20 protein-coding genes and 1 riboswitch are annotated in these 22,588 nt (G+C 41.9%); of the genes, 12 read left to right on the forward strand and 8 right to left on the reverse strand.

Going from position 1 to position 22,588, the window contains the following annotated elements; all coding sequences use genetic code 11:
* Positions 1–27: 27 nt before the first annotated feature.
* The 5 genes from E2R53_RS17305 to E2R53_RS17325 form a co-directional block, all read right to left on the reverse strand.
* Positions 28–2,244, reverse strand: coding sequence for a sensor histidine kinase (locus tag E2R53_RS17305; RefSeq protein WP_133312946.1), 2,217 nt, complete (start codon positions 2,242–2,244; stop codon positions 28–30).
* A complete protein-coding gene (locus E2R53_RS17310; protein WP_133312948.1) occupies positions 2,222–2,914 on the reverse strand; it encodes a response regulator transcription factor in 693 nt (230 codons plus the stop codon). The genes E2R53_RS17305 and E2R53_RS17310 overlap by 23 nt, the downstream gene beginning before the upstream one ends.
* A gap of 203 nt (positions 2,915–3,117) precedes the next feature.
* Positions 3,118–3,729, reverse strand: a complete 612-nt coding sequence (locus tag E2R53_RS17315) for a DNA-3-methyladenine glycosylase (RefSeq protein WP_133312949.1) — start codon at positions 3,727–3,729, stop codon at positions 3,118–3,120.
* 97 nt (positions 3,730–3,826) lie between these two features.
* Positions 3,827–4,222: a DUF1761 domain-containing protein gene (locus E2R53_RS17320; protein ID WP_133312950.1), complete on the reverse strand. Its 396-nt coding sequence runs from the start codon at positions 4,220–4,222 to the stop codon at positions 3,827–3,829.
* Positions 4,223–4,247: 25 nt separating this feature from the next.
* Positions 4,248–5,192: an AraC family transcriptional regulator gene (locus E2R53_RS17325; RefSeq protein ID WP_133312952.1), complete on the reverse strand. Its 945-nt coding sequence runs from the start codon at positions 5,190–5,192 to the stop codon at positions 4,248–4,250.
* Positions 5,193–5,352: 160 nt separating this feature from the next.
* On the opposite strand from E2R53_RS17325, the gene E2R53_RS17330 reads away from it, so the two are divergent.
* The 6 genes from E2R53_RS17330 (at position 5,353) to E2R53_RS17355 (ending at position 11,532) form a co-directional block, all read left to right on the forward strand.
* Positions 5,353–6,294, forward strand: a complete 942-nt coding sequence (locus tag E2R53_RS17330) for a Gfo/Idh/MocA family protein (RefSeq protein WP_133312953.1) — start codon at positions 5,353–5,355, stop codon at positions 6,292–6,294.
* A 15-nt stretch (positions 6,295–6,309) separates the two neighbouring features.
* The gene (gene pepT / locus E2R53_RS17335; RefSeq protein WP_133312955.1) at positions 6,310–7,548 is read left to right on the forward strand and encodes a peptidase T; all 1,239 of its coding nucleotides are present in this window, start codon (positions 6,310–6,312) and stop codon (positions 7,546–7,548) included.
* 209 nt (positions 7,549–7,757) lie between these two features.
* Positions 7,758–8,864: an ABC transporter ATP-binding protein gene (locus E2R53_RS17340; RefSeq protein WP_133312957.1), complete on the forward strand. Its 1,107-nt coding sequence runs from the start codon at positions 7,758–7,760 to the stop codon at positions 8,862–8,864.
* Entirely contained in the window at positions 8,854–9,666 is an 813-nt protein-coding gene (locus E2R53_RS17345; protein ID WP_133312958.1) for an ABC transporter permease, read from the forward strand. The genes E2R53_RS17340 and E2R53_RS17345 overlap by 11 nt, the downstream gene beginning before the upstream one ends.
* On the forward strand, positions 9,659–10,462 hold the full coding sequence (locus E2R53_RS17350) for an ABC transporter permease (RefSeq protein WP_133312960.1): 804 nt from the start codon (positions 9,659–9,661) through the stop codon (positions 10,460–10,462). Before E2R53_RS17345 ends, E2R53_RS17350 begins: the two co-directional genes overlap by 8 nt.
* Positions 10,459–11,532 carry an ABC transporter substrate-binding protein gene (locus tag E2R53_RS17355; protein ID WP_133312961.1) on the forward strand — a complete coding sequence of 358 codons (1,074 nt, stop codon included), beginning with the start codon at positions 10,459–10,461 and terminating at the stop codon, positions 11,530–11,532. The genes E2R53_RS17350 and E2R53_RS17355 overlap by 4 nt, the downstream gene beginning before the upstream one ends.
* Before the next feature lie 44 nt (positions 11,533–11,576).
* On the opposite strand, the gene htpG is transcribed toward E2R53_RS17355, so the two are convergent.
* Positions 11,577–13,457: a molecular chaperone HtpG gene (gene htpG, locus E2R53_RS17360; RefSeq protein WP_133312963.1), complete on the reverse strand. Its 1,881-nt coding sequence runs from the start codon at positions 13,455–13,457 to the stop codon at positions 11,577–11,579.
* A gap of 201 nt (positions 13,458–13,658) precedes the next feature.
* Between htpG and E2R53_RS17365 the strand changes: the two genes are divergently transcribed.
* Positions 13,659–14,078, forward strand: coding sequence for a MarR family winged helix-turn-helix transcriptional regulator (locus tag E2R53_RS17365; protein ID WP_133313109.1), 420 nt, complete (start codon positions 13,659–13,661; stop codon positions 14,076–14,078).
* Positions 14,079–14,090: 12 nt separating this feature from the next.
* Positions 14,091–15,299, forward strand: coding sequence for an MFS transporter (locus tag E2R53_RS17370; protein ID WP_133312964.1), 1,209 nt, complete (start codon positions 14,091–14,093; stop codon positions 15,297–15,299).
* Between the two features lie 54 nt (positions 15,300–15,353).
* On the opposite strand, the gene mmuM is transcribed toward E2R53_RS17370, so the two are convergent.
* A complete protein-coding gene (gene mmuM / locus E2R53_RS17375; RefSeq protein ID WP_133312965.1) occupies positions 15,354–16,322 on the reverse strand; it encodes a homocysteine S-methyltransferase in 969 nt (322 codons plus the stop codon).
* Positions 16,297–17,700, reverse strand: coding sequence for an S-methylmethionine permease (gene mmuP, locus E2R53_RS17380; protein ID WP_133312967.1), 1,404 nt, complete (start codon positions 17,698–17,700; stop codon positions 16,297–16,299). The genes mmuM and mmuP overlap by 26 nt, the downstream gene beginning before the upstream one ends.
* Positions 17,701–17,779: 79 nt before the next feature.
* A riboswitch (SAM riboswitch) is annotated at positions 17,780–17,884 on the reverse strand.
* Between the two features lie 140 nt (positions 17,885–18,024).
* Between mmuP and E2R53_RS17385 the strand changes: the two genes are divergently transcribed.
* The 4 genes from E2R53_RS17385 (at position 18,025) to E2R53_RS17400 (ending at position 22,511) form a co-directional block, all read left to right on the forward strand.
* Positions 18,025–18,714, forward strand: coding sequence for a response regulator transcription factor (locus E2R53_RS17385; protein ID WP_133312969.1), 690 nt, complete (start codon positions 18,025–18,027; stop codon positions 18,712–18,714).
* On the forward strand, positions 18,711–19,715 hold the full coding sequence (locus tag E2R53_RS17390; protein WP_133312970.1) for a sensor histidine kinase: 1,005 nt from the start codon (positions 18,711–18,713) through the stop codon (positions 19,713–19,715). Before E2R53_RS17385 ends, E2R53_RS17390 begins: the two co-directional genes overlap by 4 nt.
* A gap of 101 nt (positions 19,716–19,816) precedes the next feature.
* Entirely contained in the window at positions 19,817–20,578 is a 762-nt protein-coding gene (locus E2R53_RS17395) for an ABC transporter ATP-binding protein (protein WP_133312972.1), read from the forward strand.
* Positions 20,568–22,511, forward strand: coding sequence for an ABC transporter permease (locus E2R53_RS17400; RefSeq protein ID WP_133312974.1), 1,944 nt, complete (start codon positions 20,568–20,570; stop codon positions 22,509–22,511). Before E2R53_RS17395 ends, E2R53_RS17400 begins: the two co-directional genes overlap by 11 nt.
* Positions 22,512–22,588: the final 77 nt, after the last annotated feature.

The following is a 22,588-nucleotide window of genomic DNA, read 5'->3' on the forward strand; positions in this document are numbered from 1 at the left end:
TCCTTGAATACGGGAACCTGCTGTTTTTTATTTAGCTTCCAAGATTATGGTTACTTTAAATAAATCTCCGTCTACATCAATCTCCAATTGCCCTCCGTGAAGCTCAACAATCGATTTGGCAATAGTAAGGCCAAGACCGGAACCTTCTGTATGGCGAGAGGAGTCTCCGCGTTTAAACCGTTCAAATAATTCATCTGTGTTTTCGCTGAGCTCATACTTGGTGACATTTTTAAAAGAGATGATGACATGCTCCCCGATTTTTTTAACGGAAAGGTACACTCTGGTATTCTCTAAAGAATACTTAAGAATATTGCCAATCAAATTCTCAAACACTCTCCACATCTTTTGTCCGTCTACAACTGCATAAACAGGTTCATCCAAGTAAGTCACCCTGAACTGCAGGGAAGACTGGCTGATGGCTTCATTGTATTCAGCAAGCGCCTGCTGCAGGAGCTGTGCAATATCTGCGTTTTGTTTCACTAGATCAATATTGCCGCTCGCCATTTTTGACGCCTCAAACAGATCATCAATCAGGATTTTCAGGCGCTGTGATTTGCGGTCGACAATTTCTACGTAGGAAGCTCTTTCCTCTTCTGAGAGATTCGGATTTTTCAGTAGTTCTGTGTAGCTGATAATGGAAGTAAGCGGTGTCCGCAGATCGTGGCTGACATTTGTGATCAGCTCCGTTTTCAGGCGTTCGCTTTTGACCTGCTTTTGCTGTGAGGTTTTTACCCCATGCTTCAGAGCATTCATATTCGAAGCAAGTGTCGCAAGGGCCGTTTTCCCATTAACCGGCAGGTCTGTTTCTAGATTGCCGAGCATAATATCATTTGAATTCTCCACTATTTTATTAAAATAGCCAATTCGTTTGAACATAAACAGCACAACCGGAAGGCCAATGAGCAAAAAAGCAGGAAAGTAGATGAGCAGGAACGCAGGTTGAACGATCACTACTGCCGCTCCAACCCCAAAGCAGAAAACAATGCCAAGCAATATCAAAAGCTGAATGCCTACCTTCTGAATCAGAAAAGCGTCTGCCACAGCCTTAGCAATCCTGTAAAGTATCGTAGTTTTCCATTCTGCCTTGAAATGGCCTTCTGTTTTAAATAGGTGAATAAGAAGGACTGCCTGAACGATGAGTGCTGCGATAAACAGCGTTCCAATAACCAAAAAGATAAAAGCATAGAGCCATTCGTATCCATACCGGAACGGATAATAGTCGATCACTCCGAACATGCATATAATGCTTCCGACAAACGCAATGCCGGTGAAGAGAATTCTCACATCCAGAGGCAGGCGGAGGTACATTTGCGCCCACTTGCTTTTCAGAATGGGTTCAAACAGCGGACGTCTTCTCAGAAGAAAAACACTGATGAAAAGAGCTGCAAGGCCGCTGAGTGAATGTCCGTAATAGAGAGCCTGTGATTTCTGAAAATCCCGGAATTCAATCATGGTTTCGCTGTCTGCGGGTGCATTTTTTGACAAGGCGATTTGTCCGGTGAATCTTGTTTCGTCCCCTCTGATTAGATCTTCCGTAATATCACTGCTTCCAAAATAATGAAATCCATCTGTTGAATTGATATAGCCTCTTGATCCCGAATAATTTTCAATATAGTACATGTCTTTTTGATTGATAAACTCCTTGGGATCATCTTTCTCAGACAATTGCAAGTTGGTGTGAACTTCTTCAGAACCGGTGCTTTTCAAGTAATAAACAAACTGATTTTTATTTGCTTCATATTCAGACTTAGGATACATATAGATTTCTTCAAAGAATTGATCGATATTCCTTTCTTTTTCTGCGATAAGCTTTTTTCGGACATGCTCATCATCTTTAAAATTCATCGTGATGTCAGCAATTTTTTTATTTTTTTCTTCCGTCAGCACTTTTTCAACTTCGCTGTTTCCATTTTCCTTAGCAGCGAAAATTTCTTCTTCATACTGACTTTCTATGTTCATGATCTGGTCGGATAAACTTCCGTATCTATATCGGTGTTCTTCAATTTCCTCTGCTGATACGGTTATGTTTTCCTTAGCTTCTTCTTTGGTCGTCCCGTTCAATTCATATAAGCTTAAAAGATTTGTAAAGTAGTTTAGCCGTTCTTGAAATTCGTTAGACTGAAAATAGTTTTTAAATAAGTACCTGTCTCCGTTTGCAGCACCTGAAAAGAGACCGCTGATTCCGTATGTCAGCAGCATCATGATGAGAAAGAACGTTAGACTACTTTTCCATTTTGTACCCAATTCCCCATACCACCTTTAAATATCTCGGATTTTTAGGATCAATCTCAATTTTTTCTCTGATTTTGCGGATATGGACGGCAACGGTTTTTTCGGCGTTGTAGCCGGGCTCATTCCAAACCCGCTCATAGATTTCGTTGATTGAAAACACGCGTCCTGCGTTCAGCATCAGCAGCTCTACGATGCTGTATTCAATGCGTGTAAGCTTTACGTTTTCGCCATGCACCGTCACTTCTTTGGCTGTTTGATCAAGGGTAAGACCATTCAGATCTACGGTCTTTTTCACACCTTCGTATGTACCAAGCGTCACATATCGCCTAAGCTGAGATTTCACTCTGGCAATCAGCTCCATCGGATTGAACGGCTTAGTTACATAGTCATCTGCCCCTACCTGCAGGCCGAGGATCTTGTCTGTATCTTCGCTCTTTGCACTCAGGATTATAATCGGAATGTTCTTTTTTTCACGGATTTTAAAAGTGGTTGAGATGCCGTCAAGACGGGGCATCATGATATCCAGCAGAATTAAATGAACAGCGTGCTCATTCAGTTTTTCAAGAGCTTCTATGCCGTCTTTCGCTTTTATGACAGTTATGTTTTCATTCTTTAAATAGATTTCAATCGCATCGCGGATATCTTTATCATCATCCACTACTAAAACGTTATAATTCGTCATTTTCTCACGCTCCTTTCAAAAGTATATCTAACTCGGGCTGATATCTATAGTCTAATAGGAAATTCTTAACTCCTTGTCTGTGTAATGTTTAAGAATTTCTTAATTTTTAAAAGAAAAGCGGAAACGGCTGTTCAGCTTAGATGTGACAATTTCTATTCTTTTCATAAAAAATAGCCCTTTTTTTAAAGGGCGTTATGAAAAGATTATTTTATTATGTTGTTCTTCTTCGTACCCGATACAAACCGGTTCCCGCTCACCCAGAATCTCCAGGGATATTCTCTTGCTTCACCGCTGTTGTCTATTCCAATTCGCGGCCCTGCAGCTGTAAGTTCAGGCTCATTGCCTTCTGCTATATACAGGGGCGCCTCCCATAAAGGACGTCCATAATCTTCTTTTACAATACCCAATGCTTTCGTCAGTTTCCCGGGACCATTTGTCAGGTCCTGCTCTCTTTTCACCGGACCGCGTCTTTGATACATCAATTCCAGCCCTTCAACCGGCTCTACCCCTCTTATTAATATTGCTTCAGGAGAATCAGCCGCTCCGCTAACAACATTTACAAGACAATGGGTATGCATGACATAAGTATACGTATAGCCGGCTGGCCCAAACATAACTTCGGTTCTTGCAGTCCGACGGTTGTTGAAGCTGTGAGCAGCATGATCGCCCGGTCCTATATAGGCTTCTGTTTCAACAATGATTCCTGAAGCAATACCCTCGGCTGTTTCTTTTACCAGTATTTTACCTAGAAGCGCCTGAGCTAATTCCAGTGTAGGCTTATTAAAAAAGGACGAATGAATAGGCTGATGCCTCATGTTGTCCACCTCTTTAAAGATTTGTCTTTAAATCATATCAAATTGAGGACTATCAAGCTAACTATTCAACGCAAAAAGGAGGCAGCCGCCTCCCTTTTCAACCCCAAATAGCGTGCAGAATTCCCAGTAACGAAAACGCAATGACATGATCCAGCACCGCTATTCCATAAACCATTAAACCTGTTAATCCAAAGAGCGCATTTTTCAAATAGGCAAGCGCAAGCAAAATGCCGATGATTAATCCTGTCATCAGCCCTGAAATCACATCGTCCGCTCCAATTGAATGAATGATGATTGCGATTAAAAATGAGCTTAGAAATGCAACGGCAGCAGATCCCGCATACTTTGCAGAATCTTTCACTTCACTTGGATTCATTCGCGTCCAGGTCTTTCCGAATAAAAATGGAGAATAGTATAAAGCTCCAAATGCCATATACAGCAATCCTCCTGCAATGACAGCTAAAAAGTTCAAATCCATAAAATGTATGATCACAATAAGACTTCACTCTCGCATTTCTTTATTTAGGTTCAATTTCAAGTGCAATGGCTGTAATTTTACAGTCCAGTTCAAACGTTCCTGCCCGTGGCACGATCTGAACAATCTCGATGGGATTGCCCAAATAACGGTAGCCGCTTTTTGGCAGCCAGAAGCTGTACAGTTCTGAATAACATTCAATCAGCAGCTTCCGATTCTTGTAATCCACCGGTTCATCAAACTCATAAACCGCATATTTCCCGCCATGAAAGGCTGACTTCTCTGCCCCATCTCCTATACTTCCAAAATCATCAATTGAAATACAGCAGTCATAGCGGCATTTTTCAGCAGGAGTGATGTAGGGGTTGTTCCTTGGAACACCAATCATCATGGTTTTCTCATGCAGCAGATCTCGTGCATGGCAAAACCGGTAGATGCTCTCCCACGTCTGTTCAATCTCTTTTGAATATTCCCCAAGACGATGTTTCAATACAATGGCACGTTCCGGAAATACCACTGTTTTTACTTTTGACAGGTCGACCCACTGAAATTCAGTGTACTCTCTTTTTTGTTTTTCTTCTTTTCTTTTACTGCTATCTTGTTTAGATTTCTTGCTGTCCAGATAGACTCTTGGAAATTTCTCTAAGTATGCACCCTCACGCCAGGCTTTTGGGCTGTGATGAAACGTTTCATGAAATGTGTATGTAAAATAAGACAGGGATGAAAAACCGCATTCGATCGCAATTTCGGTCACCGGCTTTTCCGGCTCATAGATTAACGTATGCGCAGCCTTTTCAAGTCTGTGCCTCTTTACATAATCTGCAGGTGTTTCTCCTGTAAATTCCGAGAAAAGACGATGAAAATGATAGGGAGAATAGGTGGAGACTTTCGCTAAATGAGCCAATGATAACTTCAAATACAAATTTTCTTCGATATAATTTTGAACTCTTGAAATATGGGTGCGCTGCTCGCGGTCAAATACAGTCATGCTCTTAAACTCCAATACTGTTCTTTTTAGTTGTCTATTATTCAGGATACCAGATTATGTGTGTTCTCAGTCTTTCTCTTTTTTAAACGAGTACTATGAATATACTAGATTTCTTAATATAATTAATTATCAGTTTTATTTTCAGAAAGGCGGACATCAAATGATCAGGGCAGCCGTTATCGGATTAGGTGCAATCGGACAGCGATTAATAACGAATTTTACAGACCATCCGGATATCATGATTTCAGCTATATGTGACCGGAATGCTGAAGTTACACGTGAAACATCTGAAAGACTTGGAAATGTGTCTTCATTTACTGATCATAAAAAAATGCTGGAAGAAGCAGATATCGATCTTGTGTATGCAGCAGTTCCGCCTAAATTTCATCATCAGATTGTGACGGATGTGATTGCAAAGGGCAAGCATGTTTTATGTGAAAAACCTTTGGCAAACTCGTTGGCAGAAGCAGAAAGTCTTTACATACAGGCAAAAGAAACAGGAATTATCCATGCAATGAATTTCCCTTTGAATTATAGTGCCGGAAGCAAAACCTTTGCTTCCCTCATAAAAGAGGGTTATGTTGGAAAGCTTAGACGGATTGAGTTAAAGATGCATTTTCCGGAATGGCCGCGGCCATGGCAGCAAAATGACTGGGTGGCAAGCCGTGAACAAGGCGGATTTGTGCTTGAAGTCGGCGTACACTACATTCAGCAAATTCAAAAAATCTTTGGACCTGTTCGTGTTCTGAATAAATCCATTCAGTATCCCGAAGATCCGGCTGCTTCTGAAATTGGCATTCTGGCTCAAATGGAGCTTCAAGACGGTACGCCGATTTTTATCGATGGCATGAGTCAGATTGCAGGAACAGAAGAGATCAGATTTATTGCTTACGGGACAGAAGGAACTCTAGCCTTGCTGAACTGGTCAGCACTTGAAGGAGGCAAGTATGGAGAGCCTATTCAAAGAATTGATGCAGACAGCTCACTTGCCGATTCTTTAATGGATGAGCTTGTAAAAGCACTGAAAGGCGAAGAAGCTGAGATTATTGACTTTGAGGCAGGCTATCAGGCACAGGATGTTTTGGAAAAATTAAGAGGGTAAGAAGGGTTGATAACAATGAAAAATGAAATCATTGAACGATTTGTTTCCTACGTAAAAATCGATACACAATCAAATGACAGCAGCGAAACGTGTCCATCTACTGAAGGGCAGCTGACACTTGCACGTAATCTTGTAGAAGAACTTAAAGCAATTGGTTTAGAGGATGTAAGCATGGATGAGTTTGGTTATGTAATGGCGACTCTCCCATCTAACACAGATAAACAGGTTCCAACGATCGGCTTTCTGGCACACATTGATACAGCAACCGATTTTACCGGGAAAAATGTGAATCCGCAGATACATGAAAACTATGACGGGCAGGACATCCTCCTGAACGAAACCGTTCAAGTAACCCTGTCTCCAAAGGACTTTCCTAACCTTTTGAACTATAAAGGCCATACATTGATAACAACGGACGGAACCACTCTTTTAGGAGCCGATAATAAAGCGGGCATTGCTGAAATCATGACAGCGATGGATTATTTGATCAAGCACCCTGAAATCAAACATGGCAAAATCCGAGCAGCTTTCACTCCTGATGAGGAAATCGGCCGCGGACCGCATAAATTTGATGTTGCTGCATTTGATGCGACATACGCCTACACAGTGGACGGCGGTCCTCTAGGCGAGCTGCAGTACGAAAGCTTCAGTGCAGCCGGAGCCTCTATTACCATTAACGGAACCAACATCCATCCTGGAACAGCTAAAGGGAAAATGGTGAATTCTATTAAAATTGCAATGGAACTCCAAAGCAAGCTGCCTGCTGAACAAGCTCCCGAATTAACAGAAGGTTATGAAGGGTTCTTCCATCTTCTCTCTTTCAGCGGAGATGTTGAACAAACGAAGCTAAGCTACATTATCAGAGATTTTGATAAGGAAGCGTTCCAGCAGAAAAAACATACGATAGCCGCTGTTGTTGATGAATTGAAAGAGAAATATGGAAGCGAACGCATCATCCTTGAGATGAACGATCAATATTACAATATGCGTGAAAAAATTGAGCCTGTTAAACAGATCGTCGACATTGCCTACAAAGCGATGGAAAACCTGGACATTCAGCCAATCGTTGAACCGATCCGCGGCGGCACGGATGGATCTCAGCTCTCCTACATGGGCCTTCCTACACCGAATATCTTTACCGGCGGAGAAAACTTCCATGGCAAGTTTGAATATATTTCAGTTGATAATATGCTGAAAGCAACACAGGTAATTGTAGAAATTGCTAGATTATTTGAAGAGAACGCAGCTGAATAACATGCTGAAAAAGGTAAACGCTTTGGAGAGTCCAAAGCGTTTACCTTTTTCACCTTCTGCATTCATAATGACTGAAACAGCCTTCATAATTCATTTCGTATTCCGGCACTCTTTCATGTATAATTATTCATGTTAAATAAGGCAAAATAGACCGCTTATCTATAAATATTTCTTTGTTCAAATCCGAACAAACTAAGAGGGAGAATGATATGACAAACACAATTATTCAATTTAAGCAGGTTACGAAACAATACGACAATGACCCTGCCGTCCTCAATCATGTCAGTTTTGAAATCGAGCGCGGCAAATTTTATACACTTCTTGGTCCTTCAGGCTGCGGCAAGACAACGATCCTGCGATTAATTGCCGGATTTACCGAAGCGTCTGAAGGGGAAATTCTTTTTAATGGAAAAAAAATAAACGATGTGCCTGCTAACAAACGCCAAGTTAATACGGTTTTTCAGGATTATGCGCTGTTTCCTCATTTGAACGTTTTTGAAAATGTTGCATTCGGACTGCGCATTAAAAAGATGAACAATCGGGATATTGAATCAAAAGTAAAAGAAGCCTTAAGCTTTGTAAATCTTGACGGTTATGAAAAACGGGAAATCAGGGAAATGTCTGGAGGCCAGCGCCAGCGGGTTGCGATTGCACGTGCGATTGTCAATGAGCCTGAAGTTATTCTTCTTGATGAACCTCTTTCCGCCCTGGACTTAAAGCTTCGGACTGAAATGCAGTATGAGCTGCGCGAGCTTCAGCAGCGTCTTGGCATCACTTTTATCTTTGTCACCCATGACCAGGAAGAAGCACTCGCGATGTCAGATGAAATCTTTGTTCTGGACAAAGGGAAAATACAGCAAAGCGGGACACCAACCGATATCTATGATGAGCCGATCAACCGGTTTGTTGCGGATTTCATTGGTGAATCCAATATTGTAAAAGGGACGATGCTTGAGGATTACCTTGTGGAGTTCACAGGCAGACAATTTGAATGTGTCGATCAGGGTCTGAACCCAAATGAACCAATTGAGATCGTCATTCGCCCTGAGGATTTGGAAATCACTTCACTGGAACGGGGAAAACTCCAGGTACGCGTTGATTCCCAATTGTTCAGAGGTGTTCATTATGAAATCAGCAGCTATGACAAGGATGGAAATGAATGGCTCGTTCATTCTACAAAGAAAGCCACTGTAGGAGATGAAATTGGTCTTTATTTTGACCCTGAAGCGATACACGTTATGAGATTCGGGGAGACCGAAGAGGAATTTGACCGACGCTTAGAAGCTTATGCAGATGGAGAAGAACATGGAAACTAAGCTGACCCGAAATTTGTATATGATTCCTTACGCTCTTTGGATTGCTCTCTTTGTAATTGCACCGATTGTTCTTGTTCTTTATTATTCGTTTATTGATATTGAAGGAAATTTATCGCTTGCTAATTACCAGAACTTCTTTACACCGGTCTACATGAAAATGACCTTGAGTTCATTTTGGTATGCCTTTTTGATTACAGCCCTTTCCCTGCTGATTTCCTATCCGACTGCTTATTTGCTGACTTATACAAAGCATAAGCATCTTTGGCTGCTGCTGATTATCGTTCCTTCCTGGATTAATCTATTGTTAAAAGCCTATGCTTTTCTGGGGATTTTCGGCACGTACGGTGTTGCGAACAGCTTTTTAGAAGCAATCGGCATTGGTTCTCAGCAGTTATTGTTCACCGATTTCAGTTTCATTTTTGTATCGGTTTATATCTTTATTCCGTTTATGATTTTGCCTATTTTCAATTCACTGAATGAATTAAATCCAACCCTTTTAGATGCAGCGCGTGATTTGGGGGCATCAAGCTGGACTGCTTTTTGCAGAGTCATTTTTCCGCTGACGATTGATGGCGTTAAGGCTGGCTGCCAGCTCGTCTTTATTCCTGCTCTTTCTCTGTTCATGCTGACAAGATTGATTGCAGGAAACAGAGTCATCACACTCGGCACTGCGATAGAACAGCATTTCCTTGTGACGCAGGACTGGGGTATGGGCTCTACAATTGCTGTCTTCTTGATTATTTTTATGTTTCTGATTATCTTCCTTACCGGAAATCGAAAGCGGGGTATGAAAGTTGGATAAAAAAATATCCCCTCTATCCAGGATCTTTTTAATTTTGATCTTTCTCATCCTTTATACGCCGATTTTTTTCCTTGTGTTTTATTCATTCAACAGCGGCGGTACGATGTACAACTTTGAAGGATTTACGCTGGACTGGTATAAAGAACTGTTTACAGATACAAGGCTGTTGATTATTGTGCTTAACACCCTGGTGATCGCCTTATTGTCTGCTCTTATTTCAACTATCATCGGGGTCCTTGGAGCTCTTGCCATTCACTCGTTTAAAAGCAGACAAACCAAAAACACACTATTGTCGCTGAATAATGTACTGATTGTCAGCCCTGACGTTATTATTGGCGCTTCGTTTTTAATCCTGTTTACGATGGCGGGAATCAAGCTTGGATTTTATTCGGTTCTCTTATCTCACATTGCATTCAGCGTTCCGATTGTTGTCTTGATGGTGCTGCCGAAACTGATGGAGATGAGCCCTACTTTACTTGATGCAGCAAGAGACTTAGGCGCAAGCAGCTGGAATGTCCTGACTAAAGTGACCTTGCCCTTTATTACACCGGGTATTTTTGCAGGATTCTTTATGGCGCTTACATTCTCTCTTGATGATTTTGCTGTTACCTTTTTCGTAACCGGCAATGGATTCACCACGCTGTCAGTTGAAATTTATTCACTTGCGCGACGGGGAATTTCATTGAATATCAATGCTCTATCTACCCTGCTTTTCCTATTCACAGTTCTGCTTGTCGTCGTATATTACTTCATTACGCAGAGAAATAAGCAAAGCGGATTGGGGGTAAGAAAATGAAGAAGCTGGTCCGCGTTTTCTTCGCGATTATTCTCGTGTCAGGCATCCTTTTGTATGCAGTATCCGAACTAAATTCTTCACAGGGCTACTCAAGCGGAAATACGCTTACAATTTTTAACTGGGGAGATTACATCAATTCCGATCTGGTTGACCGCTTTGAGAAAGAAACAGGCATTAAGGTCATCTATGAGACCTTTGATTCCAATGAAGCGATGATGACAAAGATTGATCAAGGCGGAACGACTTATGATATTGCCGTTCCTTCTGAATATATGATTGATAAAATGAGACAGGAAGATTTACTGATCCCTTTAGATCATTCAAAACTTCCGAACTTGAAAAATATTGATGACCGGTTTATGGATTTGCCTTTTGACCCTGAAAATAAATATTCCATTCCTTACTTTTGGGGTACGGTCGGCATCGTCTATAACCCTTCGATGATAGATGGAAAAAAAATCACGAGCTGGAATGACCTTTGGGATCCCGATCTGCGAAATGAGATCCTGCTGATTGACGGCGCAAGAGAAGTGATGGGAATGGGGCTCAACAGCCTCGGCTATTCTCTTAACGATACAAATAAGGATCATTTAGAGGAAGCAAAACGAAAGCTTGATTCTCTCACTCCAAACGTCAAAGCGGTGGTTGGAGACGAAAGCAGGATGCTGCTTGAAAATCAGGAAGCATCAATCGGTCTTGTATGGTCCGGGGTTGCATCAGAGATCATGTATGAAAACGAAGATCTCGAGTATGTCGTTCCAGTGGAAGGCTCAAATTTATGGTTCGATAACATGGTGATCCCGAAAACAGCCAAAAATACGGAAGCTGCCCATCAGTTCATCAACTTCATGCTGGATGCTGAGGTGGCCGCAGAAAACACCGAATATGTCAGCTACTCAACACCGAACAAAGAAGCCTTAAAGTACATGCCTGAAGAGATGGTAAACGATGAGCGCTTCTATCCGCCGCCTGAACTGACGGAAAAACTGGAAGTGTACGAGAACCTCGGCAAAAAGAATTTGGCTTACTATAATGAGCTGTTTTTGAAATTTAAGATGCATCCTAAATAAGAGAAAGGGAGTCCTGATGATCAGGACTCCCTTTCCGCTTTTCTTCACACCATAATCTTGCAAATATCATTCGTAAACTCAACCGGATCCTCGATTGTCAGTCCTTCAATTAGAAGAGCCTGGTTAAATAGGAGGTTCGTGTACAGCGCAAGTTTTTCCTTGTCGTTTGCCAATGCATCTTTTAGGGAAGCAAAGACATCGTGGCTGCTGTTGATCTCAAGGATTTTCTCCGCCTCAATGTTCTGGCTGTTAGGCATGGCTTTCAGGATTTTTTCCATTTCCGTCGTTACTTCGCCTTCAGTTGCGATGCAGACTGGATGAGACTTGAGGCGCTTTGAGATTCTTACATCCTTCACTTTGCCTGCAAGAATCGTCTTCATTTCTTCAAAGAGTTCTTTGTTATCTTTCTCTTCTGATTCTGCAACCTTTTCATTCTCGCCTGCTTCTATGCCTAAATCACCGCTTGAAATCGATTTGAATTCTTTTTCCTGATAGTTCATCAGCATTCTGATCGCAAATTCATCCACTTCATCCGTGAAATATAAGATGTCATAGCCTTTATCAGCCACAACCTCTGTCTGCGGAAGCTTTTCAATTCGTTCATAGCTTTCTCCTGCAGCATAGTAAATGTACTTCTGATCTTCAGGCATGCCTGAAACATATTCATCAAGTGTGATCAGCTTCTTCTCTTTTGATGAGTAGAACATAAGCAGGTTCTGAAGATCTTCTTTATTTGCTCCAAAATCACTGTAAACGCCATATTTAAGCTGTCTTCCGAAAGAGTGATAGAATGTTTCATACTTTTCTCTTTCATCTTTTAATAAGCTTTGCAGCTGGCTCTTAATTTTGTTTTTGATGTTCTTCGCAATCAGCTTCAGCTGGCGGTCATGCTGCAGGATTTCTCTTGAAATGTTAAGGGACAAGTCCTCAGAATCTGCCATTCCTTTTACAAAACTGAAATAGTCAGGAAGCAGGTCTGAGCATTTTTCCATGATCAGTACGCCATTTGAATACAGCTCAAGTCCTTTTTCAAACTCTTTAGAGTAGTAATCATACGGAATCTGCTCAGGGATGTAGAGAATCGCATTGTATCTGACGGCACCGTCCACACTGATATGGATATGTTTTAACGGCTTATCAAACCCGTAATGCTTTTCTGCATAGAAATTCTCGTAATCTTCCGAAGTGAGCTCCTGTTTATTCTTTCTCCAGATCGGAACCATGCTGTTGATTGTTTGTTCTTCGTGAATTTCTTCGAATTCTGTTTCGCTGTCTTCTTTGCGTTTTCGCTCCGTTACATCCATTTTAATTGGATAGCGGATGAAATCAGAGTATTTTTTAATGATGGCTTTTAAGCGGTATTCTTCTAAATATTCATCAAACGAATCGTCTTCTGTGTTTTCTTTGATGCTTAGAATAATCTCTGTTCCAACCTCTTCCTTCTCACAAAGTTCGATCGTATAGCCTTCTGCTCCACCAGAAAGCCATCTGTAAGCTTCTTCACTGCCGATTGTCTTCGTTGTGACCGTGATGGCATCAGCTACCATAAAGGCTGAGTAGAAACCTACCCCAAACTGACCGATAATGTCATGGCCATCCTTCAGTTCATTTTCGCTTTTAAAAGCCAATGAGCCGCTTTTCGCAATAATCCCGAGATTGTTTTCAAGCTCTTCCTTTGTCATCCCAATCCCTGTATCTGAGATTGTTAATGTTCTATTTTCTTTGTCTGCACTTACTTTTATGTAGTAATGATTTTGGTCAAATGATAGGCTGTCGTCTGTTAAAGCTTTGTAATAAATTTTATCAATCGCATCACTCGCATTTGAAATCAGCTCTCTTAAAAAGATTTCTTTTTGAGAGTAAATTGAATTGATCATCATTTCCAATAGTCTTTTAGATTCTGCTTTGAACTGCATTTTTTCCATTGTCATTCTCCTTTCAGACTTCTATTTAGCACTCTTTTTATGAGAGTGCTAACCACTAATTAAATAACATATATTCCCGTTTTGTGTCAATAACCATCTTCAGGAATTCATCAGGTAGACAAACACTGACTGATTTTGTTATATTAGTTACCTAGAGTAACCATTATCTAGGGTAACTATTTATTTGATGAGGTGTTTCCTATAAAAACATACCAAAAGTTTTTTCAGCAGCTTCTGCTGTTATACCGTCCTTTTGAAAACAGACTGAATATCGAGCTTGCCAAGCACGATTTATACAGAGCACAGTGGTCCGTTTTGCATTACTTATCCAATTACGGGACAGCTACGCTTGTTGAGCTTGCTGATTATCAAAGTGTTGAAAAGCCTACCGTGACAAGAACGATCAGCCGTCTGGAGGAACTGGGCTATGTAGAGCATGTTCCCGGCAAGGATAAGCGTGAAAAGAGAATGCAGCTTACAGACACTGGGAGAAAGGTTTACGGCGATGTCCGCGTAACAATCGATGAATATGAGCAGGAGATTTTAAAAGGAATTTCAGAAGAAGAACAGCTTGAAGTCATCCGGATTATGGGAGATATCCGGAACAATATTAGAGAGTAAGGTGATACAAACGTGAATCAGACAGCATCCAAACTATGGACGAAAGACTTTATTGTCGTGTCGTCCATTAACTTTTTCTTAACGTTAATCTTTTACTTATTAATGGTGACTATTGCGGTGTTTGCAGTAGATGAATACAGTGCCTCTACAAGCGAGGCGGGACTTGTAACCGGGATATTCATTATAGGCGCACTGATTGGCCGGCTTTTCATTGGAAGGCTTATCGTAACGTTCAGCCGGAAAAAAATCCTGTATACCGGGCTTATCCTGTTTACTCTGACAACAGCTTTTTATTTCTTTGAATTAGGCCTTGGCTTCCTTCTTATAAACCGTCTAGTTCATGGAATTACACTGGGTATGGCCAGTACAGCAACAGGCACCATCGTAGCACAGATTATTCCCGCTTCGCGAAAAGGGGAAGGCATCGGGTACTACAGCATGAGTGCAACTCTTGCAACAGCCATCGGGCCATTCATCGGACTGTACTTAAGCCAGCACGAAAGCTTTCATACGATCTTTACTTTCTGCGTGGCATTAGGCGCCAGCAATTTAATCATTGCCTTTTTCCTGTATGTGCCCCCGCTTGATGGTTCAGCAAAAAAGGCAGAAGTACGAGGATTCAAACTTTCAAATTTTGTAGAGCCAAGAGCTTTGCCGATTGCATTTATCACCCTTGCGGTGGCGTTTTGTTATTCAAGTGTCCTATCCTTTATTAATTTCTACGCAATGGACATTAACCTTGTCAGCACAGCAAGTTTCTTTTTCATCGTCTATGCGGCAGCTGTTTTGGTATCACGCCCCTTCACCGGCCGTTTAATGGACAAAAAAGGGGCAAACTTCATTATGTATCCTGCTTTCCTCTTATTTGGAGCAGGTATGTTCCTTTTGAGCACAGCTGGCACCAGCTTCATTTTCTTGCTTTCAGGCGTTCTGATCGGCCTTGGATTTGGAAACATGCAATCAACGACACAGGCGATCGCCGTAAAATTAACACCGCCTCACCGCATGGGGCTCGCCACTTCGACATTCTTTATCTTTCTTGACGCTGGTTTAGGATTTGGACCATATCTGCTTGGTTTTGTCATTCCGGTGACAGGCTACAGCACGCTGTATGTGATTTTGGGCTTTGTAGTTCTAGCCAGTTCTCTTCTTTATTACTTCCTGCACGGGAAGAGTGAAAGGACTGCGTGGGCAAAAGTTCATGCTTCTGCATCAGCATGAGAGCAGTGAGAAAAAGGACATCCCGAATGAGGATGTCCTTCTCTGTTCTATTTATTAAACATCAGAATTGACCTTTTCACCAGTCCGCCATTTTTTTGAAATCTTCTCAATATGGCGAGGTGCCGTCCGGCAGCATCCCCCTATTAAGCGAGCCCCTGATTTGTACCATTCTTCCGACTGTTGATCCAGTTCAAGGCAAGATTTCTGCCCATGCCACGTTTTAGTCTCTGGATGATAGGCTTCACCAGAATTCGGGTAAACGATAACCGGTTTTTTTGTCTGGCTGCTGATTACTTTTATGGCTTCATTCACCAATTCCAGTGGTGCACAGTTGATGCCAATTGCAGCAATTTGCCCGTTGTACCCGAAGGTATTGGCACACACCTCGAGGAGGGTGCCATCACTAATCGCTTTCTCATTTTTCAAGGAAAAGGACAGCCATGCATATGTATTGGGAAATTCCTTCAATAAAGAACTTAATACGTTTGCTTCCTGAAGGGAAGGAATTGTTTCAAATGCCAGTAAATCAGCACCTGCTTCAATCAAAGCTGATATTCTTGGACGATGAAATTCTTCTAATGTTTCATCCGTTACACCATAGTTGCCTGTATACTCCGAACCATCTGCAAGATAGGCGCCATAAGGACCAATTGATGCCGCAACCAATGGTTTTGGTCTAACAGCTCCCATTTCTTCCTTCCAAAAATCATCTCTTGCTTTTTTGGCAAGCAGCACCGTTTTCTTCATTAATTGCAAGGCTTCTATTTCTTCGATTCCCCGCTTCAAGAACCCATCAATTGTTGCCTGGTAGCTTGCCGTTATTGCACAGTCCGCTCCCGCACGGAAATAATCTGAATGAACCTGATAAATCAATTCCGGGTTTTCAAGCAAGATTCGGGCTGACCAAAGGGGATCCTCCAAATCACAGCCATGCTGCTCAAGCTCTGTAGCAAGTGCTCCATCAAGAATCATAATGGAATGGTCATGTAAAATAGCGTCAATTGGATTGATTTTCTGCTGCATATCCTTCTCCTCTTTCCTTTACATACTGAGTTAAATAGTAGCTTCCATAACAAATCAAAATAAATGGAATGCCGCAATAGAGTGCAATTCGCTGTGCAGGGTCAAATGCGATTCCAACTAATGATGCGAGACACAGCACAAAAGATGCGATCGGCACCAGGGGATAGAAAGGCGTCCGGTAAACCAGATCCTTTACTGAATGACCTTCTTTGATATATTGTCTGCGAAAGAAAAACTGTGACGCACTAATACTCATCCAGACGACCACCACAGCTAAACCAGAAATGGAGACAAGGACGATATACACTGTATCTGGTGCAATGATACTTGAGAATAAAGCCAAAGTACCGCCCAGCATGCTGAATATCACAGCATATATAGGTACACCTTGTTTTGTCACTCTTGCAAAAACGGGTGATATGGTTTTCTTATTTGAAAGAGACCAGAGCATTCTGGAAGCAGCATATAAACCTGAGTTTGCTGCTGATAAAATAGCCGTTAAGATAACGAAATTCATGATATCTGCTGCAAACGGAAGACCAATTCGTTCAAGAACAGCAACAAAGGGACTCTTTAAAACCCCTGAATCCGATGCAGGCAGCAGCGCCGACAAAACAACAATCGTTCCTACAAAAAAAAGGATCAATCTCCATAATGTTGTTCGAATCGCGATGGGTATTGTTTTTTCAGGCTCTTCCGTTTCTCCGGCTGCGACCCCTATTAATTCTGTTCCCGAATAGGCAAAGTTCACAGCAAGCATCGTCATGATCACGGCAAATGCACCATTCGGAAATAACCCTTCACTTGTAAGATTCGTAAAGAATGGAGCAAAACTAGAGTCCGTCAGCGGAATAAAGCCAACAATTGCGGCTCCTCCTAAAAGAATAAAAATTACTATGGCAACGACTTTAATCGATGCAAACCAAAACTCAGACTCCGCAAAAAACTTAACCGTCACAGCATTTAATAAAAAGATCATCAAGGCAAATACCGCGCTCCAAATCCAAACATTAATGGATGGAAACCACCTTTGCATCAGCAGCCCTGCTGCCGTGAATTCTGAACCTAACGCAACCGTCCAAGTAAGCCAATACAGCCAGGCTACTGTGTACCCTGTTCCCGGACCAATATATTTAGCGGCATAGCTGTGAAATGCACCCGTCTCCGGCATATGTACTGATAATTCCCCTAAACAAAGCATAACGAGATAAACGACCAGCGCCCCAACTAGATACGACAGGATCGTGCCAAACGGTCCAGCCTGCTGAATCGTATAACCTGTACTTAAAAATAAACCTGTTCCAATGACACCTCCAAGCGATAGCATGACTAAATGACGAGATTGCATTTTCCTCTGAAATTGCTGCTGACCTTCCATTTCTACTCCCCTTTTTTCAAATCCAAAAAAATGAAAAGCGCACTCTTTAAAAAGAGTGCGCTGCTGACAAATAAAGGTATGCTTATCTATCAGGTTCATTCACCCGCTGGAATTAGCACAGTGTCTTCTTAGACCTGCTGCTGAGGTTTCAAAGGGCCAGTCCCTCCACCTCTCTGGATAAGAAATTATTTTTTTATTACAATAGCAATCTATCGAAACAATGTCAAGATTAGTATGAATATTCCGTACAAGGCCATCTATAGCACACAAATCTGTTTTCCTATACAATAATTGTAAAAGAAACCTTATAGAGTGGTGAAATTTTTGTTCAAACTCCTTTTAATTGAAGATGATTTAACCTTGTTTAATGAAATGAAAGAAAGATTAAATCAATGGTCATATGATGTTTATGGAATCAATGATTTTAATAAAGTGATGCAGGAATTTTCAGCAGTTAAACCTGATTTGGTGATCATTGATATTCAGCTGCCCAAGTTTGACGGCTTTCATTGGTGCCGAATGATCCGATCCCATTCAAATGTGCCGATCATCTTTCTGTCCTCGCGGGATCACCCGACAGATATGGTCATGTCCATGCAGCTTGGGGCCGATGATTTTGTCCAAAAGCCTTTCCACTTTGATGTGCTGATCGCGAAAATTCAGGCCATTCTCCGCCGTGTTTATAACTACAATACTGAACAAGTAAGTCTGAAAACATGGTGCAATGCTGCTGTTGATTATGAACGAAATACGGTTACAAATGAAGCAGGCTCCGTTGAACTGACAAAGAATGAAATGTTCATTCTCAAACTTTTAATTGAACAAAAAAACAAAATAGTCAGCAGAGACAAACTCATGAACAGCCTGTGGGACGATAAACGCTTTATAAGCGATAATACGTTAACAGTGAATGTCAACCGCCTGCGAAAGCGGCTCGAGGAGATTGACCTTGGCCGTTTTATCGAGACTAAAGTAGGACAGGGCTATCTTGCGGCAGAAGAGGAAACGCTATGACCGGCTGTTTCTTAAAAGAGCGCCGCAGCTGGATTTTCTTTTTCATTTTTATTCATGTCCTGATTCTCTTTGTCTCTTTCATCGACTCAGCCATTCCATTTGAGCCTGTTTTGTATATTGTCTTCCTTTCCATGATCTCATTCTTTGTTTTCTTAACGGTTCGGTACAATAAAGAAACCGCTTTTTATAAAAGTCTGGAGGATCGGGAAAATAACCTTGATTTATCAAGCATTCCAGCTCCGGAAAGTCCATTTGAACAGTTAGTTGAAAAAACGCTCATCGAACAGGCAGAGATGCTGAAAAAAGATGCGCTGCACAGCAGAATTTCACTTGAACAGGAAAAAGATGAACTGTTATCGTGGATTCATGAAGTGAAAACCCCGCTAACTGCCATGCATTTAATGATTGAGCGCATGGAAGACGATGCAATGAAAACGCAATTGACGTATGAATGGCTGCGGATTCACCTTCTGCTTGATCAGCAGCTGCATCAAAAACGGATTCCGTTTATAGAAAACGATTTGTATATTGAAACAGTCGACTTGGAAACGGTGGTTTTTAATGAGATTAAGACGCTGCAGTCATGGTGTATTCAAAAAGGGATTGGTTTTGACATTCAGCTTGATCAAAAGGAAGTCCTTAGTGATGCGAAATGGCTGGCATTTATTATTAGACAGCTCTTAACGAATGCAGTGAAATACAGCGAGGCCTCTGACATTTCCATAAAAAGCTGGAGGCAGGACGATCACACATGGCTTGAGGTGAAAGACTTCGGCCGGGGCATTGATCAAAAGGACCTGCCGCGCATATTCGATAAAGGCTTCACATCGACCGTCAACCATCAAGATCACGCCGCTACAGGTATGGGGCTGTATCTCGCTAAAAAAGCAGCCACTCCCCTTCTGATCGATATTCACGCACAGTCAATCGTCAATGCAGAAACAGCATTTGCGTTAACTTTTCCAAAAAGGAATGACTTTGCGGCCATCATTAGCGTGTGACAAGAATGTCACATGCTTTTCTATTTTGTTCGCACAATAAAAGGAAAAGGACCTTTCTCCTTTTTATAATAAAGGTAATGAATGAAGAGGAGGAAGCAAGTATGGCGATATTAGAAGCATCAAAGCTCCATAAAAGCTACGGAAATAAGTTTAATAAACAGGAAGTCCTTAAAGGGATTGACCTTTCGATACAAGAAGGCGAATTTGTAAGCATCATGGGTGCTTCCGGCTCAGGCAAAACAACACTGCTGAACGTCCTGTCTTCGATTGATAAAGTAAGCGGCGGGAGCATTCAAATTGAAAAGAAAGAAATGACGGGCATGAAGGAAAAGGAGCTCGCTGAATTCAGAAAGCATCATCTCGGATTTATTTTTCAGGATTATAACCTTCTGGACACACTGACAGTGAAGGAAAATATTCTGCTGCCGCTTTCCATTTCTAAGGTTCCCAAGAAAGAAGCGGACCGAAAATTTCAGGCATTGGCAAATGAACTCGGCATCTGCGAGCTGAAAGACAAGTATCCGAACGAAATTTCCGGCGGCCAAAAACAGCGTACTTCTGCAGCACGGGCCTTTATACATGAACCCAGCATTATTTTTGCCGATGAACCAACAGGCGCACTCGACTCTAAATCCGCTGCTGACCTGCTGAATAAATTGACCGAGCTTAATGAAAAACGAAAAGCAACCATTGTCATGGTCACGCATGACCCTGCTGCTGCAAGCTACTGCAGCAGAGTCATCTTTATAAAAGACGGACAGATCTATACTCAGTTAAATAAAGGCGGCCAAACAAGGCAGGCATTCTTCAAAGACATCATGAAAACGCAAGGCGTTCTGGGCGGTGTTCAGGATGAACGTTAATCAGCTGATTATCAAAAATCTGAAAAAGAATATTAAGAACTACTATCTCTATATCTTCGCTCTCATTTTCAGCGTGGCGCTTTATTTTGCTTTTGTCACGCTGCAGTATGACCCTTCTATGGACGCGGTAAAAGGTTCCATCAAAGGAGGGGCGGCCATCCGGGCTGCATCTGTCCTGCTGATTGCCATTGTCACAATTTTTTTGCTCTACGCCAATAACATTTTCATTAAACGCCGCAGCAAAGAGATTGGACTGTTTCAGCTGATCGGCATGACAAAGAATAAGATTTTCCGCCTTTTAACGGCAGAAAACTTCCTGCTGTACTTTGGATCTCTTGTACTTGGTATTTTCGCAGGTTTTGCGGCATCAAAATTAGTGATGATGATCTTATTCAAAATTACTGGCGTGGATGACGTAGCTAAACTCCACTTTTCCGCCCAGGCCTTCATGCAGACACTGATTGTCTTCATCGTCATATACCTCCTCATCATGCTGATGAACTATCTGTTTATTAAAAGACAGAGCATCCTCTCGCTGTTCAGAGTGCTCTCATCAGCAGAAGAGAAAGTCAAAAAGATGTCCTTTTTCGAAATGGCCATTGGCATCCTGGGCATCATTATGATTGCGGCCGGGTACTATGTTTCCTCTAAACTTTTTGGCGGAGACTTTAAATCCATGATGGCCCTATATGGCGCCATGCTATTTATTCTTGGTTCTGTTATCCTTGGAACCTATCTTTTTTACAAAGGGTCCGTGAGCTTTATTTTCCATCTCATCAGAAAGAAAAAAGACGGCTATTTGAAAGTTGGCGAGGTTTTGTCTCTTTCATCCATCATGTTCCGGATGAAATCAAATGCCCTGCTGCTGACAATCATTACGACGGTCTCAGCACTCGCGATCGGATTGCTGTCGTTGAGCTACATCTCTTATTACTCAGCTGAAAAAACCGCTCAGAATCAAGTGCCTGCTGACTTTTCCTTTACTGAAAGCAAAGATGCTGCACAGTTTAAAAAAGCTTTGGATTCTGCTCAGATAGCATACGAGGCGGAATCTATTGATATCGTAATGGCAGAAGTGGATATCAGCGACATTTTCAGCGCCAAACTTGAAGGACTGAATTATGATCCGAGCAAGATGACACTCCCTGTCATCAGTGAAAAAGCGGCAGGAAAAGAACTTTCTAAGGATGAAACGATTTTCACAGGGTACAGCGACCTGCTGCAAAAATTCATGCCGCTTGATGATCGCGGAACCGTTACTCTTCTTGGAAAAACAACAACAATCCCGCAAACTTACTTGGGTATGGAAAAAGATTCTCCAGTGTCCTGGTATTTCACATCCGGGGGAATGCCGACAGCCATTGTCGATGATTCGGTCTTTAAGCAGCTGAAGAAGGATATGAATCCTAATGTTCAGCTGCCGGCGTCTACTTATACTGCTGTTGAAATATCGGACCAGGAAGAAGTAAAAGAAGCCAACACCATTTTCACCTCTTTAAAACTTGGTGAAAACGCCCCAAACGATTCCCAGCTTGAAGTGCTGAACAGCCAGAAGCGCAACATGGGAATGGCCATGTTCATCGTCGGCTTCCTTGGGCTGTCCTTCCTTGTCACATCAGGATGCATCCTATACTTTAAACAAATGGGCGAGAGTGAAGAAGAAAAACCGAATTACACCATCTTGCGAAAACTCGGCTTTACACAGGGAGACTTGCTGAAAGGCATACAGGCCAAACAGCTCTTCAACTTTGGAATTCCGCTAGTAATTGGATTGCTGCACAGTTATTTCGCCGTGCAGTCTGGATGGTTTTTATTTGGAGCTGAAGTTTGGACTCCGATGATTATTGTTATGGTTTTATATACGGTGCTTTACTCGATCTTTGGAGTGCTGTCTGTGCTGTATTCTAAAAAAGTGATTAAAGAGGCATTATAAGAGAACCTCCAGCTGATTGGCTGGAGGTTCTCTTATTCGTTTTGAGGTGGTCAATCATCAACTGACAGATACTTTCT

Origin of the sequence: Peribacillus frigoritolerans, from assembly GCF_004358755.1 — a bacterium.
Classification (GTDB): Bacteria; Bacillota; Bacilli; order Bacillales; family Bacillaceae; genus Bacillus_P.

What these genes read in the sequence shown, in the direction of transcription:
- mmuM (WP_133312965.1), bottom strand. Translation starts at nt 16,322, where the DNA reads ATGCAGCAGAAAATCAATCCAATTGACGCTATTTTACATGACCATTCC.
- E2R53_RS17340 (WP_133312957.1), top strand. Translation starts at nt 7,758, where the DNA reads ATGACAAACACAATTATTCAATTTAAGCAGGTTACGAAACAATACGAC.
- E2R53_RS17330 (WP_133312953.1), top strand. Translation starts at nt 5,353, where the DNA reads ATGATCAGGGCAGCCGTTATCGGATTAGGTGCAATCGGACAGCGATTA.
- E2R53_RS17355 (WP_133312961.1), top strand. Translation starts at nt 10,459, where the DNA reads ATGAAGAAGCTGGTCCGCGTTTTCTTCGCGATTATTCTCGTGTCAGGC.
- htpG (WP_133312963.1), bottom strand. Translation starts at nt 13,457, where the DNA reads ATGGAAAAAATGCAGTTCAAAGCAGAATCTAAAAGACTATTGGAAATG.
- E2R53_RS17315 (WP_133312949.1), bottom strand. Translation starts at nt 3,729, where the DNA reads ATGAGGCATCAGCCTATTCATTCGTCCTTTTTTAATAAGCCTACACTG.
- E2R53_RS17390 (WP_133312970.1), top strand. Translation starts at nt 18,711, where the DNA reads ATGACCGGCTGTTTCTTAAAAGAGCGCCGCAGCTGGATTTTCTTTTTC.
- E2R53_RS17400 (WP_133312974.1), top strand. Translation starts at nt 20,568, where the DNA reads ATGAACGTTAATCAGCTGATTATCAAAAATCTGAAAAAGAATATTAAG.
- E2R53_RS17345 (WP_133312958.1), top strand. Translation starts at nt 8,854, where the DNA reads ATGGAAACTAAGCTGACCCGAAATTTGTATATGATTCCTTACGCTCTT.
- mmuP (WP_133312967.1), bottom strand. Translation starts at nt 17,700, where the DNA reads ATGGAAGGTCAGCAGCAATTTCAGAGGAAAATGCAATCTCGTCATTTA.
- pepT (WP_133312955.1), top strand. Translation starts at nt 6,310, where the DNA reads ATGAAAAATGAAATCATTGAACGATTTGTTTCCTACGTAAAAATCGAT.
- E2R53_RS17310 (WP_133312948.1), bottom strand. Translation starts at nt 2,914, where the DNA reads ATGACGAATTATAACGTTTTAGTAGTGGATGATGATAAAGATATCCGC.
- E2R53_RS17325 (WP_133312952.1), bottom strand. Translation starts at nt 5,192, where the DNA reads ATGACTGTATTTGACCGCGAGCAGCGCACCCATATTTCAAGAGTTCAA.
- E2R53_RS17395 (WP_133312972.1), top strand. Translation starts at nt 19,817, where the DNA reads ATGGCGATATTAGAAGCATCAAAGCTCCATAAAAGCTACGGAAATAAG.